Raw genomic sequence first — 14,986 nt, 5'->3', positions numbered from 1 at the left:
GTTCTTTCATTGAAAGCAGCAAGTAACATAGAAGCAGTTTCTATCTACAACCTATTAGGTCAAGAAGTATTGCGCACTGAAGTTGGTGCAACTACATCAGATATTAACCTATCTGGAATTACTACAGGAGCTTACGTTATGAAAGTTACTGTAAACGGACAGACAGGAACTTACAAGATTTTGAAAAACTAATTTTTCACAATTCTTATATAAAGCCATCCGCGAAAGTGGGTGGCTTTTTTTATGTTTAAAATTTAATAAATAACAATTAAGTAAATTATGATACTCTTTCCTTCTATTGTCTATGCCTGAAATAATTTTAGTGTTTTGTAGTGAGACAGGATTTATGTATTTTTAGTTGTAACTAACTAAAAAATAAATGAATATGAGAAGCATTACGATTTTGACTTTCCTGTTAATAAGTATTTCTGTATTTGGGCAAAAACAAGTAAATATTGTTGGCACTAATAATCCAGTCATTTACCAGAAACTACAACAAACTGCAATAAATTCTTCAACAGAAATCGCCAATACCGAAAAACCGATGAGATCAATTGCGGAATTGAATTTAAATAACTCAACTAATTTACTGCCGTGCACCGAGGAAAATCCTAACGATGGTACTTTTATAAATGGTTTTAATTGCTCCTCCGCTTCAGCTTTTCAAACAGCAAATGATTTGTTAGTGAATGCTGATGAAAATTTTACCCTCTTTAATATAACCGCAAGTATCTTCGCCAACGGTGGAATAACGAATGTAGATGTTAATTATTACGACAATGCCGCAGGACTTCCGGGTACACTTATTGGTTCTGAAGCATCCGTTACGATCGACAATCAAACGGTTATAGGCAATAATTTTGGTTTTGATGTAAATGAAGTTGAAATGACTGTAACCCCATTTATCTTTATGGGACAGGCAGGATCGCCTACAACTTACTGGGTTGAACTATCAGTTACAGATGGCGGTGCAACGGGTAGTGTGTTTTGGGTAGTTACTTCTTCAACAATGCAAGGTAACCCTACCGCCCAATTTGATGCGGGTTGGAGTATTCCAGATCCATTGATGGACGGAGTTTATATTTGGAAAGGTGATTGTGGAATTAGAATAGGTGTAGAAGAGAACGTTTTTTCAGAATTTTCATACTTTCCAAATCCAGCAACTGAAAGTATTTCTTTAAAAGCAGCTCATAACATTGAATCTATATCAGTATATAATTTATTGGGTCAGGAGCTTATTCGCGCAAATATTGATGCTAGTGCGTCAAGCATTAACCTATCTGAATTAACAACAGGTGCCTACATTATGAAAATTATTATAAATGGGCAGACAGGCACTTATAAAATATTGAAAAAATAGACTTTTATTGCTTTAATGAAAAGCCATCTGCGAAAGTGGGTGGCTTTTTTTATTTGATTAACTTTGCGCGATGCAAATAAACTATTCTTTTATAATCCCAGTATTTAACCGTCCCCAAGAAGTTAAGGAGCTTTTGGAGAGCTTTGTTGATTTGGATTTTGAAACAAGTTTTGAAATTGTAATTGTAGAAGATGGTTCCACGGAAACTTCAGAAAAAGTTGTAGAACAGTTTTCTGAAAAACTCTCCATTTCATATTACTTTAAACAGAATTCGGGTCCGGGCGATTCTCGTAATTACGGTATGAAACGCGCAAAAGGAAATTACTTTATAATTTTAGATTCAGATTGTTTATTGCCTTCACATTATTTAACTACGGTAGCGACGTTTCTCCAAACAAACTTCTATCATTGTTTTGGTGGAGCAGATGCCGCTCACGAAAGTTTTACACCTTTACAGAAGGCCATAAATTATACTATGACTTCATTTTTTACTACTGGCGGAATTAGAGGAAATATTAAAAGTGTAACTAATTTTGAGCCACGGAGTTTCAATATGGGTATTTCAAGAGAAGCATTTTTAAAAACTGGAGGGTATTCAAAAATTCATCCAGGGGAAGATCCAGATCTTTCGCAACGCATTTCAAAGGCGGGTTTTAATACTACATTTCTTCCAAATGCGTATGTTTATCACAAACGCAGAATCTCTTGGAAAAAGTTTTATTTACAGGTTAAAAAATTTGGATTAGTGCGCCCCATTTTAAGTAAGTGGCATCCTTCATCTGCAAAATTAACGTTTTGGTTTCCAACGCTATTTGTGTTGTTTGTGGTGTTTTCAATTTTAACTTCAATTGTTATTACGCCGTGGTTTTTACTGCCATTGGTTTCATATTTAATTCTAATTTTTACAGATTCTAGCATAAAGAATAAAAGTTTGTATATTGGTTTACTTACTTTACGAGCTGTTTTTGTTCAGTTTTTTGGTTATGGAATTGCGTTTTTTAAATCTAGCGTTTTAATAAACTTTCTAAAGAAAGATCCTCAGAAACAATTTCCTTTTTTATTTTTTGAGTAAATTTATTTATGGTCAATAAAAAAAGTATGTCGAAAGGAATTTTTAAGAAAAAAAAGAACTTGAAGGTTAAACGCTTTCTATTCTTCTTATTAATAGCTGCTATTTTTTGGGTTCTCACCAAATTTAGTAGAGAGTTTACTACTACTATGGAGGCCAAAATATTATACGAAAACATTCCTGAAACCACCGCCTTGTCTGAAAACAACCGACATAAAATTACCTTTGATCTAACAGCAAATGGTTTCGAAATTTTGTTTTACAAGTTTAAAAAGCCCACGATAGATGTACAAGTGAACGAATTTTATAACAATGAAAATGACCATTTTACAATTACTAAAAATGAATTGTCTCGCATGGTTTCTGCCAATTTTAATAGAAATCTTGCAATTAAAAACCTATCGGTTGAAGAATTGAATGTGTCTTTAGATCCAATTGTTTTAAAAAAGGTGAAAGTAATTCCAAAATCTAACTTCACCTTTAAAGATGGTTTTAAACCTGTAGATAGTATAAAAGTTTCTCCAGATTCTGTAACTATTTCTGGTCCATCGGGCACTTTAAAGAAAATTACGGCAGTAACAACTGAAGAGGTTTCATTTAAGGATATTGAAAAAAACATTTCAAAATCGGTTAAAGTATTAAGCAATAACGCCGAAATTGTTTCAATAAAACCCAAGGAAGTGACCCTGCAATTAAATGTGGCCGAATACTCTCAAGGACAATTTACACTACCCATTGAAGTAATTAATCTACCTCCAGATTTAGAAATAAAATTAATATCGCCTTCCATTACTGTTTCATTTGATGTTCCGGTGAGTGAGTTCTCAAAGATTTCAAAAGAAAACTTTAGAGTAATTTGCGATTATGCCAAACGAAACAAAGAAGAGAATTTTATGTTACCCTCCTTAGATAAGAAGCCGCCCAGCATTTTAAATGTTGTTTTTGATCCTAAAAAAATTGACTTTTTTATCTTTAAGTAAATTGATGTAGAAAACCAATGAAAATAATAGGGCTTACAGGTGGTATAGGAAGTGGGAAAACAACAGTTGCCAGTATGTTTTCTGAACTAGGTGTGCCAGTTTATATTGCCGATGTTGAGGCTAAAAAACTCACCAACTCGTCCAAGGTTATTCGCAGCGAATTAGTAAAATTACTCGGAGAAGCCGCTTATACCGAAACAGGTTTAAATCGCACTTTTGTTGCAGATAAAATATTTAATAATACAGATCTGTTAAAAGCGGTTAATAAAATTATTCATCCAAGGGTTGCAACACATTTTAAAAAGTGGGCTTCATCACAAAATTCGGCATACGTAATTAAAGAAGCTGCCATTCTTTTTGAAAACGGCGGCTATAAAGATTGCGATAAAACAATACTCGTTACGGCGCCCAAAGCTGAAAGAATAAAACGAGTTTTAGCACGCGATAACGCTTCAAAAGCCGAAATAGAACAGCGAATGAACAATCAATGGAGCGATGAAGAAAAACAAAAATTGGCCGATATAATTATTGAAAACATTAATCTGGAGACCACGAGAAATCGAGTTTCTGAAATTCATAAAAACCTGCTTTCTTAATAGCGTTTAACACAATTCTTTCTTTTGTTAACATTTGGTTAAACTGCCAAGTAGCTAAATGTTAAAATCTTACTTTTGGGGTATGAACAAAAAGCTATTCGTATTGCTTATAGCGCTCATGAGCCTCTCATTGTTGGGAATAGTATTTGTTCAAGGATATTGGATATCAAACGCTTACGAAACAAAAGCGGAACAATTTACAATAAACTCAAAGCAGGTTGTCTTGTCTGTGGCACAAGAAATTCAATTGAGGGAAAATGAAGCGTATTACCAGGTTTACAGTGCGTATGTTGACAGCATACAAACCCCTGATAGCCAAAGTTTCACCGAGTTGGCTTATCGAATTCAGAATAAGGCAACAAATGAAACTTATATTTTTACCGACGGAATATTGGAACAGGATTATAAACTTTCCTCCGGTTTTTTTGATTCTGAAATGGATAGCATCCAGTTTAGAAAACTTACAAGTAGAAAAACAAGAACAAAAATATCTGAGGGTATTGACGGAACGACTACAACAGAAACACGTGTTGAATCTTTTTCTAGAATGAAAGATTACGAACGCAAACAATTTGAAGATTTTGTTAGTAATGTAACGGCAATGGTTCCTATTTATAAACGGGTTAATGAAAAGGAGATTTCAGAACTAATTGCAAAAGAGCTAAAAGAAAGAGGCTTAAAGTCTAAATTTGAATTTGCAATTTTCAACAATAATCTGGAAACAAAAGTACGGTCAAAAAACTTTAAATTTAATCCAGAAAGCACATATATAGTTCCGCTTTTTGTAAATGAAAATCAAAGCAATTACGAGCTTTATGTAAATTTTTCTGAAAAAGAAAAACTTGTTTTAAACAGTATTTTAGGAATGGCCATTCTTTCACTTGTATTTACAGCAGTAATTATTTTGGCATATTCCAGCGCAATTTCTCAGATTTATAAACAAAGGCAAATTTCGCAAATTAAGAGTGACTTTATTAATAATATGACCCACGAGTTTAAAACGCCAATAGCAACAATAAACTTGGCGCTAGATTCTCTTAAAAACCCAAAAGTGAAGGATAATAAAGAGTTTCTAGATAGATACTTGGGTATGATTAGAGATGAAAATAGACGAATGAATGCGCAAGTTGAAAATGTGCTTCGAATTTCAAAACTCGAAAAGAACGAGTTAGATTTACCAAAGGAGCGCGTGGATTTGCAGGACATAATTGAAGATTCAATATCGCACGTAAGTCTAATCGTTGAAGATAAAGGTGGTTATATAAACACCCATTTTGGCGCGTTAAGATCAACGGTGCTCGCGAACGAATCGCATTTAACCAACGTAATAGTCAATATTTTAGACAATGCTATAAAGTATTCTGAAGAGCAGCCAAAAATAGATATCTATTCAGAAAATGTGAAGAATAGTGTTATTCTTAAAATTCGAGATCAAGGAATGGGGATGAGCAAGGCGGTTCAGAAAAAAATATTTGAAAAATTTTACCGTGAACACACGGGCGATATACACAATGTAAAAGGGCATGGTCTTGGTCTTGCCTATGTAAAACGAATTTTAGACGATCACGATGCCGAAATATACGTGGAAAGCGAAAAAGGAAAAGGCAGTACCTTTATTTTAAAATTACACTTAATATCTTAATACCTTAAAATTATGGAAACAGAAAACAAAAAAATACTCCTAGTTGAAGACGATCCCAATTTTGGAACAGTATTGAAAGATTACCTGGCCATGAACGACTATAACGTAACACACGCTAAAAACGGGATGGAAGGGTTTGAAAAATTTAAAAAAGACGATTTTGATTTGTGCATTTTAGACGTTATGATGCCCTATAAAGACGGCTTTACCTTGGCCAAAGAAATTCGTGAAAAAAACGAAGACGTGCCAATCATTTTCTTAACTGCAAAAGCAATGAAAGAAGATGTGCTTAAAGGCTATAAAGTTGGTGCAGACGATTACCTCAACAAACCTTTTGACAGCGAAGTACTGTTGATGAAAATTAAGGCCATCATTCAAAGAAAAGCAACAGATTCAATAGCTGATAGTAAACAATTTGAATTTCAGATTGGTAACTTTCACTTAAATTCAAAACTTCGGTTTTTAACTTACAATAAAGAAACGCCCATTAAATTATCGCCAAAGGAAAACGAATTATTACGTTTGTTGGCACTTCATAAAAATGATTTAATGCCACGTGAGTTGGCACTTACCAAAATATGGAGAGACGACAATTATTTTACGTCGAGAAGTATGGATGTTTACATTGCAAAACTTAGAAAATACCTCAGCAAAGACGATGGGGTTGAGATTATTAACATCCACGGCGAAGGATTCCGTCTGGTTGTTAAAAGCGAGGTGGACAATTAATATTTTAAGTTAAGATATGTGTAAAAAAACGCTCTTAAAGGGCGTTTTTTTCTTTAATAAAGTTTAATATTTCTCGGGCTTCGGTTTCGTAATTAAACCAGTTGATAGCCTCGTTTTTTTTAAACCAAGTTATTTGCCGTTTTGCAAATCGGCGCGTGTTTTTCTTTATTTCTGAAATTGCTTCGGCAAGTGTAATGTTTTCATCAAAAAATTCAAAGAGCTCCCGATACCCCACGGTCTGAAGGGCATTGCGCTGCTTGTGAGGGAGGAGGGTTTGAGCCTCTTCAATTAACCCATTTGTTACCATTGCATCTACCCGGCGGTTAATTCTATTGTAAATTATTTCCCTTTCGGCCGTTAACCCAATAAAAAAAGTGTCAAAATTTCTATTAGATTTTTTCCTTTTTAAAAATGAAGAATAAGGTTTCCCTGTGCCGCGATATATTTGCAGGGCACGAACCAATCTATGCGGATTATAAATATCTACTTGTTCAAAATATGCCGGATCTACTTCTTTTAATTCACGTTGAAGGGTTTCAATACCGTTTTCGGTTAATTCACTATTTAACTTTACCCTAATTTCTGAAGCCACCTCAGGAAAATAATCTAAACCGGTTACTACGGCATCTACATATAACCCCGAGCCGCCAACCATAACAACTACTTTGTGCTTTTTAAATAATCGTGTTAAAAGGGCAAGTGCTTCTTTTTCAAAATCGCCTACCGAATAGTCTTCAAAAATACTTTTATTCTGAATAAAATGATGGGGTGCGGCGCGCAATTCGTCTGCACTTGGAACCGCGGTGCCAATAGACATTTCGTTATAAAATTGTCGCGAGTCTGCAGAAATTATTTCAGTTGAAAACGCATTTGCCAGCGCTATTGCCAACTTGGTTTTTCCGATGGCGGTTGGGCCTACTACGCAAATTAACAACGGCTGTTTCGGGTTCATTGCACTTTATCGTTATTGTCCAGCTGCATGTCCCACCCACACTTGTGGCAGAATTTAGAATCGTCCCTATGTTTTGATTCGCCACAATTTCGACAAGATAATGTGTTAACGTGAACATAATCGTCCATTTCTTTTCTTGCATATTGGGCGCTTACAATACCTGTGGGAACGGCAATAACACCATAACCCAAAATCATAATTAACGAAGCTAAAAACTGACCGGCAGGAGTAACAGGGGTAATATCACCAAAACCTACGGTAGTAAGCGTAACAATGCACCAATAAATGCTTACCGGTATATTTGTAAAACCGCTTTCTTCTCCTTCAATGAGGTACATTAATGTTCCAGATATTAATGCAACGATAAGTACGGCAAAAATAAATATAAATATCTTGGCACGACTTTCTACAAGTGCCTTCTTTAATTTGTTGCCTTCACCAACGTACCGTGCTATTTTTAAAATCCTGAAAACTCGCAGCAGTCGCATGGCCCGCACAGTGAGTAAGTAATTACTGCCAACTAATATAAAAGACAAGTATAACGGAATGGTTGAAAGAAAATCAATAATTCCATAAAAACTGAATATGTAGTTTTTAGGTTTTTTTACGGTAAGGATTCTTGCGATATATTCAATGGTGAAAAATATCGTGATAATCCATTCAATTACATAAAATAATTTGTGGAATTTTACATCGATAGATTGAACACTCTCCAACATTACAATTATAACGCTAAGGAGAATTAATATCAACAATACAATGTCAAAAAGCTTACCCATGGGCGTATCTGCCTCATAAATAATTTCGTGTATCTTATAGCGCCAGGATTGTTTATTGGTTGGTTTCAATATAAATTCTTTGAAAGATTAAAAATAAGCAACTTTAGCTTAATTAACTGTTTTAGGTGAGAGGTTTACTATTTTCAACCCTTTTTTTCGCCGCAAATAATTTTGAATTATATGTTGAACATCGCGATTGTTCTGCATTGGGGTAATTATAGATTTTAGAATTGCCGGGTTATTTATTTGGTGATTTAAATTATAAAATCCGTATCCTTTATAAATACCGTTTTCAATAAGTATTACAGAACGCTCCTCAATTTCGCGACCTCTGTCTATTATTAACATATTTTGGTTTTCGAAACTATATTTATTTAAAAACTCTTGTACCCGAGTGTTGTATTTTGCAACTGGCTCTTTGTTTATACAGGCTCCAAAGCACTCCGATATGGTGTAATTGAAGCATTGATTTTCTGTATTGTTCAAGCCTGTTAATTTTTGACATAGCTGATATTCTTCAGCTATTTTATAAAGTGCGGTTTTTGCTTGTTGATAGTTGCCAAAAGTTGTTATCGCCTTTTTACGAGCATCTGCTTTTTCGATTTTTAAATTGATATACCCGTTTTCATCAACAAACGATGTAAGCTGATGTGTAAACTTTGTACGTCGCAAAGCTCGGTTGTATATAGGTTTATTGTGCTTTATCTCTTCAGATTCTTTTAAAAGTGCTATTAGTTCATTCCCAGTTTTTTCATAAGAAACAGATTTTACTTCCAACTGAATTTTTTTAGATTTCCGGTTGTCGCTGGTGAAATGCTGCGTTAGGCGTTTTTTAATATTTTTGCTTTTACCAATGTATATTAACTTACCTGCCTCATTGCGCATATAATAAACCCCTGTTTCCGATGGTGTGTTTTTAATTATATCAATCAGTTTGGGCTCTAACTGTCGTTTGGGCTCTGTGCGGAGGGTTTCCGTAATTATTTCTTTAGACTTGTCTTTGTCCAACAGCATTTTAAAAAGGGCTACGGTCGCCTTTGCATCGCCTTGTGCGCGGTGACGATCGCTTAACGGAATTCCCAAGGAACGCACCAATTTACCCAAACTATACGACGGCATATCTGGAATTAATTTTTTTGACAACTCAACCGTACAAAGCGTCTCCTTTTCAAATTGATATCCCAATCGATCAAACTCAGTAGTGAGAATTCTTTTGTCGAAAAGTGCATTATGTGCTACCAAAATACAGTCGTTTGTTATTTCGATAACGCGTTTTGCTATTTCGTAAAATTTTGGTGCGTGTCGAAGCATTTCACTGTTAATACCAGTAAGATTTACTACAAACGGCTGAATTGGAATTTCGGGGTTTACAAGACTTGAAAACTGATCCACAATCTTGTGACCGTCAAACCTGTATATTGCAATTTCGGTTATGCCTTCCTCATTGTACTTTCCACCTGTCGTTTCTATGTCTAAAATTGCGTACATGTATTTTATTGACTGTTCTCTATTTTTATTATTTATTGAAATGATTAATCATTTTTAGTTTCCCATTATTAATTGCGCGACTACCCATAATTTCGATCTCCAAAAATGGCGCTGCCCACACGAATCATCGTACTGCCGTTTTTAATGGCAATTTGATAATCGCCACTCATACCCATGCTCAGAACCGTGAATTGATTATTCGTTTTTTTGAAATCATCGAATATTTCCTTCAAATTTTGAAATTCTTCTGAAATCTGCTTTTCATCATCGGTAAAGGTTGCCATTCCCATTAATCCTACAATTTGTACATTTTTCAATTTTTTGAAATCATCGGAATCGAGCAGTTGCCTAGCATCGGCTCGGCTCATGCCAAACTTGCTTTCCTCTTCGGCTATTTTTATTTGAAGCAGACACGCTATACTTCGCTCGTTTTTTTTAGCTTCTTTATTTATTTCCTTCAAAAGACGCAAGCTATCTACCGCGTGAATTAAACTCACAAACGGTGCCATATATTTCACTTTGTTGCGCTGTACGTGGCCAATCATGTGCCATTGAATGTCCTTTGGCATTTCCTGCCATTTCTCTTCCATTTCCTGCACTTTATTCTCCCCAAAAACCCGATGGCCAGCGTTATAAGCTTCCATCAAATCGCTAACTGGCTTGGTTTTAGTTACCGCAACCAGGGTAACATTTTTTGGCAGTTCTGAATTAAATTGCGCTAAATTTTCTGAAATCGTCATTTTCTCTTCTCTTTAACTTTCCTCTTTCCTCTTTCCTCTTTCTTCTTTTTTCTTTTTTCGTTCCCCTTAAAATTCATAAACAGTAACGCCGCTTCGCAGCTTAGGTTCAATATACGTGCTCTTTGGAGGCATTTTAAGACCTTCGTCTGCAATTTGCTTCATTTCGTCTGTGGTTACTGGCACCAGCCCAAAACCTACAGCAAATGTTCCTGAATCGACGGCGGTTTTTACATACGCCAAATCCTTTTTTCCGTGGGAGTATTCTATGCGCTGGTCGTTTCGTAAATCTTCAATACCTAAAAGCGGTTTCAAAATTGTAACGTATAGAATATATGTGTCCAACGCATCGAGTGCATTGTTAATTTCATATTTTGTTTTGCGAAGGTACAACGAATAAAACTCGCCATCTAAATACATGCTGAAGTGGTGCAATTTAGAAGGTTTGTAATAATCCATCCCACGGTTTTCAATTCTGAAATATTCATCCAATTTAATCAAAAACTCTTCCTTTTTCAAACCATTCAAGTCTTTTACCAAACGGTTGAACTCATAAATTTTTAAATCGCTTTCAGGAATTAAGAAACTCATAAAATAGTTATAAGCTTCCGCGCCCGTGTGATGTGGATTTTCTTCCTTTAAATCTTTTGCCAATAAATATGAAGAAGCTGAGCGGTGGTGACCGTCAGCAATGTAAAGCGCTGGCATTCCACTGTAAATTTCCTGAATCTTTTCTAACAAGGCTTTGTCATCAACATTCCACAAATAGTGCGTGTCTCTATAGGTGGTGGTAAACTCGTACTCGGGTCGGTTTTGCATTATTTGCTCAATAATGTTGGCTAACTCTTTATTATCGGGATAGGTGAGGAGCACGGCTTCGGCATTAAAACCTACGGTTTTAAGGTATTCTTTAAAAATTATTTCTCTGAATTCCAGAGTGTCTTCGTGTTTTTTGATAATATCGTCTTCATAATCTTGAACACTTGCTGCAGCTACAATGCCGTGAAACTCCAGTCCGTCACGGTTCACAATTTTATAAATATAAAACGATGGTTTATTGTCTTGCATAAAGATGCCATCTTCCTTAAATTCCTGATACCTGTTGCGCACCAACCCATAGCGCTCTTCGCCTGAAATCTCCTTTTGGTATTTGTAACCCGGATTTACAATGTGCAAAAACGAAAACGGATTGTCCCGCAAACGCGATTCCACCTGCATGGCAGTATAGCTCTCATACGATCGCGCAGCCAGCAGACTTACTTTGTCTCGCGTAGGGCGGACAGCTTTAAAAGGAATTATTTTGGCCATTACAAATTGCAGATTATTAATACGTTATTTTGAAAACATTTTAGAGACATCTTCTGCTTTTCTGTTTTCGCTGTAATCGTAAAATCCTTCCCCGCTTTTAGCGCCTAGTTTTCCGGCCATTACCATATTTACTAATAATGGGCAAGGTGCGTATTTTGGATTCTTAAAACCATCGTACATTACATTTAAAATAGAAAGACACACATCTAAACCAATAAAATCGGCCAAAGCCAATGGACCCATTGGGTGTGCCATCCCCAACATCATCACGGTGTCAATTTCTTTAACGCCTGCAACGCCATTGTAAAGCGTTTCAACCGCTTCGTTTATCATTGGCATTAAAATACGGTTTGCAACAAAACCAGGATAATCATTTACTTCTACTGGTACTTTTTTTAAGTTTTTTGAGAGCGTTTCCACGGTTTTAAACGTTTCTTCGGAAGTGCTGTAACCCTTTATAATTTCAACCAATTTCATAATTGGCACTGGATTCATAAAATGCATTCCGATAACTTTATCGGGACGTGAAGTAACCGAAGCAATCTGCGTGATAGAAATAGATGAAGTATTGCTCGCCAAAATTGCATCGTCCGAACAAAACTTGTCTAAGTCGCCGAAAATCTTCAATTTTAAATCGAGGTTTTCGGTGGCGGCTTCCACTACCAAATTGGCTGCTTTTACACCTTCCTCTAAATTAGTATAAGTTGAAATGTTTCTCAGCGTTCGGTTTTTGTCTGCTTCCGAGATTTTTTCCTTTGCAACCATCCTATCCAGATTTTTAGTAATGGTCGCCATTCCTTTATCCAGCGATGTTTGTGAAAGATCAATTAAATTTATTTTGTAATCAAATTGTGCGAAGGTGTGGGCAATTCCATTTCCCATTGTACCTGCGCCTATTACTGCTATATTCTTCATAAATAAAGCCCGCGAAGACGGGTATCTTTTAAATTAAACTATATTTTTTTAAAATTTTCAATTATCAACATTGCCACCCGAAGCGCTTCGGTGCCTTGTTTTAGCGATACCTCTGGCGTTCTGTCTGCTTTAATTGCATCGTGAAAACTTTCTAGCTCATCAAGGATTGCATTGTTCACTTCTATTGTAGGATTTTCAAAATAGATTTGTTTTTTAATTCCTTCGGCGTTGGTTAGCACCATTGCGAAATCGTCCAATTCTTCGGGTGCATTTTTCATTTTTACCACTTCGCATTTCTTCTCAAGAAAATCTACCGAAATGTACGCATCGCGCTGAAAGAAACGTGCTTTGCGCATATTTTTAAGTGAAATACGGCTCGCCGTTAAATTGGCAACGCAGCCGTTTTCAAATTCAATACGTGCGTTGGCAATATCTGGTGTCTCGCTTATTACCGAAACACCACTCGCGCTTACAGCTTTTACATCACTTTTTACAACGCTTAAAATTGCGTCTATGTCGTGAATCATTAAATCTAAAACTACCGAAACGTCCGTGCCACGCGGATTAAACTCCGCAAGCCTATGTGTTTCAATAAACATAGGATTGTGAATTTTATCTTTAATAGCCTGAAAAGCAGGGTTAAATCGTTCCACTTGCCCCACCTGTCCACGCACCTTTTTGTGTTTAGCTAAATCGCGAACTTCCTCGGCTTGCGCTACAGTTTCTGTAATAGGTTTTTCAATAAAAAGATGCTTTCCGGCATTAATTACCATTTTAGCACATTCAAAATGTTTGCTGGTTGGGGTAACAACCACTACCATGTCGCTGGCATTGATAAGGCTTTCCATAGTTGGATAACTTTTATAACCAAATTCAGACTCTATTTTTTCTGAAGCTTCTTTGCTGGCGTCGTAGAAACCCACAAGTTCGTATTTTGTGGATTGTTGCAGCAATTTTAAATGTATTTTTCCTAAGTGACCAGCACCCAGAACTCCTGCTTTTAGCATTGGTGTGTGTTTTCCACAAATGTACGGGTTTTAAGGGAAAAGTGTAAAGGTTGTGAACCGATTAGTTTGTGAGTTTTATTGCTATTCGGTAAGCAAAAGGAACTTAGCTCCCATAAAGATTGAGATGACGTTTATAATGAGCCACTTTCGTTTTTATTTGCAATTTCTTATTTGAAAACTGGTGCTTCATCTACTTATTTGATTACTTTGTACAGTCTAATATAGCACGTCTCACATCTAAAATTGAAATAAAGTGAAAGATACATTTACCCACCAAGGAATGCGTAAAAAACTAGTTGAAACTCTTAAAAGGAAGGGGATTGCGGATAAAAATGTATTGCAGGCTATCGGCAAAATTCCGCGACATCTTTTTATGGATTCTGGGTTTGTGGACCACGCCTATGTGGACAAGGCTTTTCCAATTGCTGCAGATCAAACAATTTCGCAGCCTTATACGGTGGCTCGGCAGACTGAACTTTTGGAGGTTAAAAAAGGCGATAAAATTCTTGAAATAGGAACAGGAAGTGGTTACCAAGCGGCTGTGCTTTTGGAAATGGGCGCAACGCTTTATACAATTGAAAGACAAAATGAACTCTTTAAAAAGACGAAACTCTTTCTTCCAAAATTGGGCTATAAACCCAAACGAATGATTTTTGGCGACGGCTATATTGGTCTTGAAGAGGAGGCGCCGTTTAACGGAATTATTGTAACTGCCGGCGCACCTTTTGTTCCAAATCCGTTGTTGGCGCAATTAAAAGTGGGTGGAAAATTGGTTATTCCCGTAGGCGAGAATGTACAGATTATGACGGTCTTTACACGTAAATCTGACACCGAATTTGAAAAGGAAGAGTACGGAGAATTTAGATTTGTCCCACTTTTAGAAGACAAGAATTAACGGTTTAAGTAATGCACTTCATTATTTTGGTTATCAGTGTCTTTACGTGTTAAACTTGGAATAAATCCATGTCGTTTTAATAGTGATTTTGAAGGAATATTCCTATAATCTGTGAAGGCTTCAATGGTGTTGAAACCACCTTGAGTGAAGCCAAAATCTATAACAGCTTTTAGTGCTTCGCTCATCATTCCTTTACCTTGAAATTTCGGATCGAGGTCGTAACCTACTTCAGCGGTTTTTTTGTCTTCCGAAAAATTCCAAAGACAAATCGAGCCGATTAATTTGTTCGATTCTTTAGTAGTAATTCCCCAATTAAAAGATTTATTGTTGCGCATATTTGCCGTAATTTTTTCAATATGGCTAATTGTCATTTCACGAGTTTGCGGTTCGCGTTTTATAAATTTGTTTATTTTTTTATCGGTTCGGAAAAAATAAATTCTATCAATATCTGCGGGGACTATTTTCCGAAGATTTAAATGTTCGGTTATTATTACAGGAAAGGGTATGGCCATAATTTCATAGTGGATTT

Annotated in this window: 16 protein-coding genes; 8 read left to right on the top strand and 8 right to left on the bottom strand. The window is 36.0% G+C overall.

The window, feature by feature from the left end; genetic code table 11:
- The 7 genes from K8089_RS14345 to K8089_RS14315 all read left to right on the top strand — a co-directional run.
- On the top strand, positions 1–192 hold a 192-nt coding region (locus K8089_RS14345), incomplete at its 5' end, for a T9SS type A sorting domain-containing protein (RefSeq protein WP_237603990.1).
- Between the two features lie 193 nt (positions 193–385).
- Positions 386–1,360 (top strand): T9SS type A sorting domain-containing protein, encoded by a 975-nt coding sequence (locus K8089_RS14340; protein WP_237603989.1) that lies wholly within the window; start codon positions 386–388, stop codon positions 1,358–1,360.
- Positions 1,361–1,430: 70 nt separating this feature from the next.
- A complete protein-coding gene (locus K8089_RS14335; protein ID WP_237603988.1) occupies positions 1,431–2,432 on the top strand; it encodes a glycosyltransferase in 1,002 nt (333 codons plus the stop codon).
- A 26-nt stretch (positions 2,433–2,458) separates the two neighbouring features.
- The gene (locus K8089_RS14330) at positions 2,459–3,409 is read left to right on the top strand and encodes a CdaR family protein (RefSeq protein WP_237603987.1); all 951 of its coding nucleotides are present in this window, start codon (positions 2,459–2,461) and stop codon (positions 3,407–3,409) included.
- A 17-nt stretch (positions 3,410–3,426) separates the two neighbouring features.
- The gene (gene coaE, locus K8089_RS14325) at positions 3,427–4,005 is read left to right on the top strand and encodes a dephospho-CoA kinase (protein ID WP_237603986.1); all 579 of its coding nucleotides are present in this window, start codon (positions 3,427–3,429) and stop codon (positions 4,003–4,005) included.
- A gap of 82 nt (positions 4,006–4,087) precedes the next feature.
- Entirely contained in the window at positions 4,088–5,647 is a 1,560-nt protein-coding gene (locus K8089_RS14320; RefSeq protein WP_237603985.1) for a sensor histidine kinase, read from the top strand.
- Positions 5,648–5,659: 12 nt separating this feature from the next.
- Positions 5,660–6,376 carry a response regulator transcription factor gene (locus K8089_RS14315; RefSeq protein ID WP_045079708.1) on the top strand — a complete coding sequence of 239 codons (717 nt, stop codon included), beginning with the start codon at positions 5,660–5,662 and terminating at the stop codon, positions 6,374–6,376.
- 34 nt (positions 6,377–6,410) lie between these two features.
- On the opposite strand, the gene miaA is transcribed toward K8089_RS14315, so the two are convergent.
- The 7 genes from miaA to K8089_RS14280 form a co-directional block, all read right to left on the bottom strand.
- Positions 6,411–7,328 carry a tRNA (adenosine(37)-N6)-dimethylallyltransferase MiaA gene (gene miaA / locus K8089_RS14310; protein ID WP_237603984.1) on the bottom strand — a complete coding sequence of 306 codons (918 nt, stop codon included), beginning with the start codon at positions 7,326–7,328 and terminating at the stop codon, positions 6,411–6,413.
- Complete coding sequence (locus tag K8089_RS14305) at positions 7,325–8,176, bottom strand: ion transporter (protein ID WP_237603983.1); 852 nt, start codon at positions 8,174–8,176, stop codon at positions 7,325–7,327. Before K8089_RS14305 ends, miaA begins: the two co-directional genes overlap by 4 nt.
- 39 nt (positions 8,177–8,215) lie before the next feature.
- The gene (locus tag K8089_RS14300) at positions 8,216–9,595 is read right to left on the bottom strand and encodes an exonuclease domain-containing protein (protein WP_237603982.1); all 1,380 of its coding nucleotides are present in this window, start codon (positions 9,593–9,595) and stop codon (positions 8,216–8,218) included.
- 80 nt (positions 9,596–9,675) lie between these two features.
- The gene (locus K8089_RS14295) at positions 9,676–10,335 is read right to left on the bottom strand and encodes a YggS family pyridoxal phosphate-dependent enzyme (RefSeq protein ID WP_237603981.1); all 660 of its coding nucleotides are present in this window, start codon (positions 10,333–10,335) and stop codon (positions 9,676–9,678) included.
- Positions 10,336–10,401: 66 nt separating this feature from the next.
- Complete coding sequence (locus K8089_RS14290; protein WP_237603980.1) at positions 10,402–11,640, bottom strand: DUF1015 domain-containing protein; 1,239 nt, start codon at positions 11,638–11,640, stop codon at positions 10,402–10,404.
- Positions 11,641–11,664: 24 nt separating this feature from the next.
- Complete coding sequence (locus K8089_RS14285) at positions 11,665–12,555, bottom strand: 3-hydroxybutyryl-CoA dehydrogenase (RefSeq protein ID WP_237603979.1); 891 nt, start codon at positions 12,553–12,555, stop codon at positions 11,665–11,667.
- 38 nt (positions 12,556–12,593) lie between these two features.
- Positions 12,594–13,562, bottom strand: coding sequence for a Gfo/Idh/MocA family protein (locus K8089_RS14280; protein ID WP_237603978.1), 969 nt, complete (start codon positions 13,560–13,562; stop codon positions 12,594–12,596).
- A 253-nt stretch (positions 13,563–13,815) separates the two neighbouring features.
- Here K8089_RS14280 and K8089_RS14275 point away from each other — a divergent pair, with 253 nt between their 5' ends.
- A complete protein-coding gene (locus K8089_RS14275) occupies positions 13,816–14,457 on the top strand; it encodes a protein-L-isoaspartate(D-aspartate) O-methyltransferase (RefSeq protein WP_237603977.1) in 642 nt (213 codons plus the stop codon).
- On the opposite strand, the gene K8089_RS14270 is transcribed toward K8089_RS14275, so the two are convergent.
- Complete coding sequence (locus tag K8089_RS14270; RefSeq protein WP_237603976.1) at positions 14,454–14,969, bottom strand: GNAT family N-acetyltransferase; 516 nt, start codon at positions 14,967–14,969, stop codon at positions 14,454–14,456. The two genes, K8089_RS14275 and K8089_RS14270, sit on opposite strands and share 4 nt — an antisense overlap.
- Between the last annotated feature and the right edge of the window lie 17 nt (positions 14,970–14,986).

It is taken from the genome of Aequorivita vitellina, from assembly GCF_022008365.1.
Classification (GTDB): Bacteria; Bacteroidota; Bacteroidia; order Flavobacteriales; family Flavobacteriaceae; genus Aequorivita; species Aequorivita vitellina.
The sequence above is the reverse complement of the archived record's forward strand: the minus strand, read 5'-3'. Positions and strand labels throughout refer to the sequence as shown.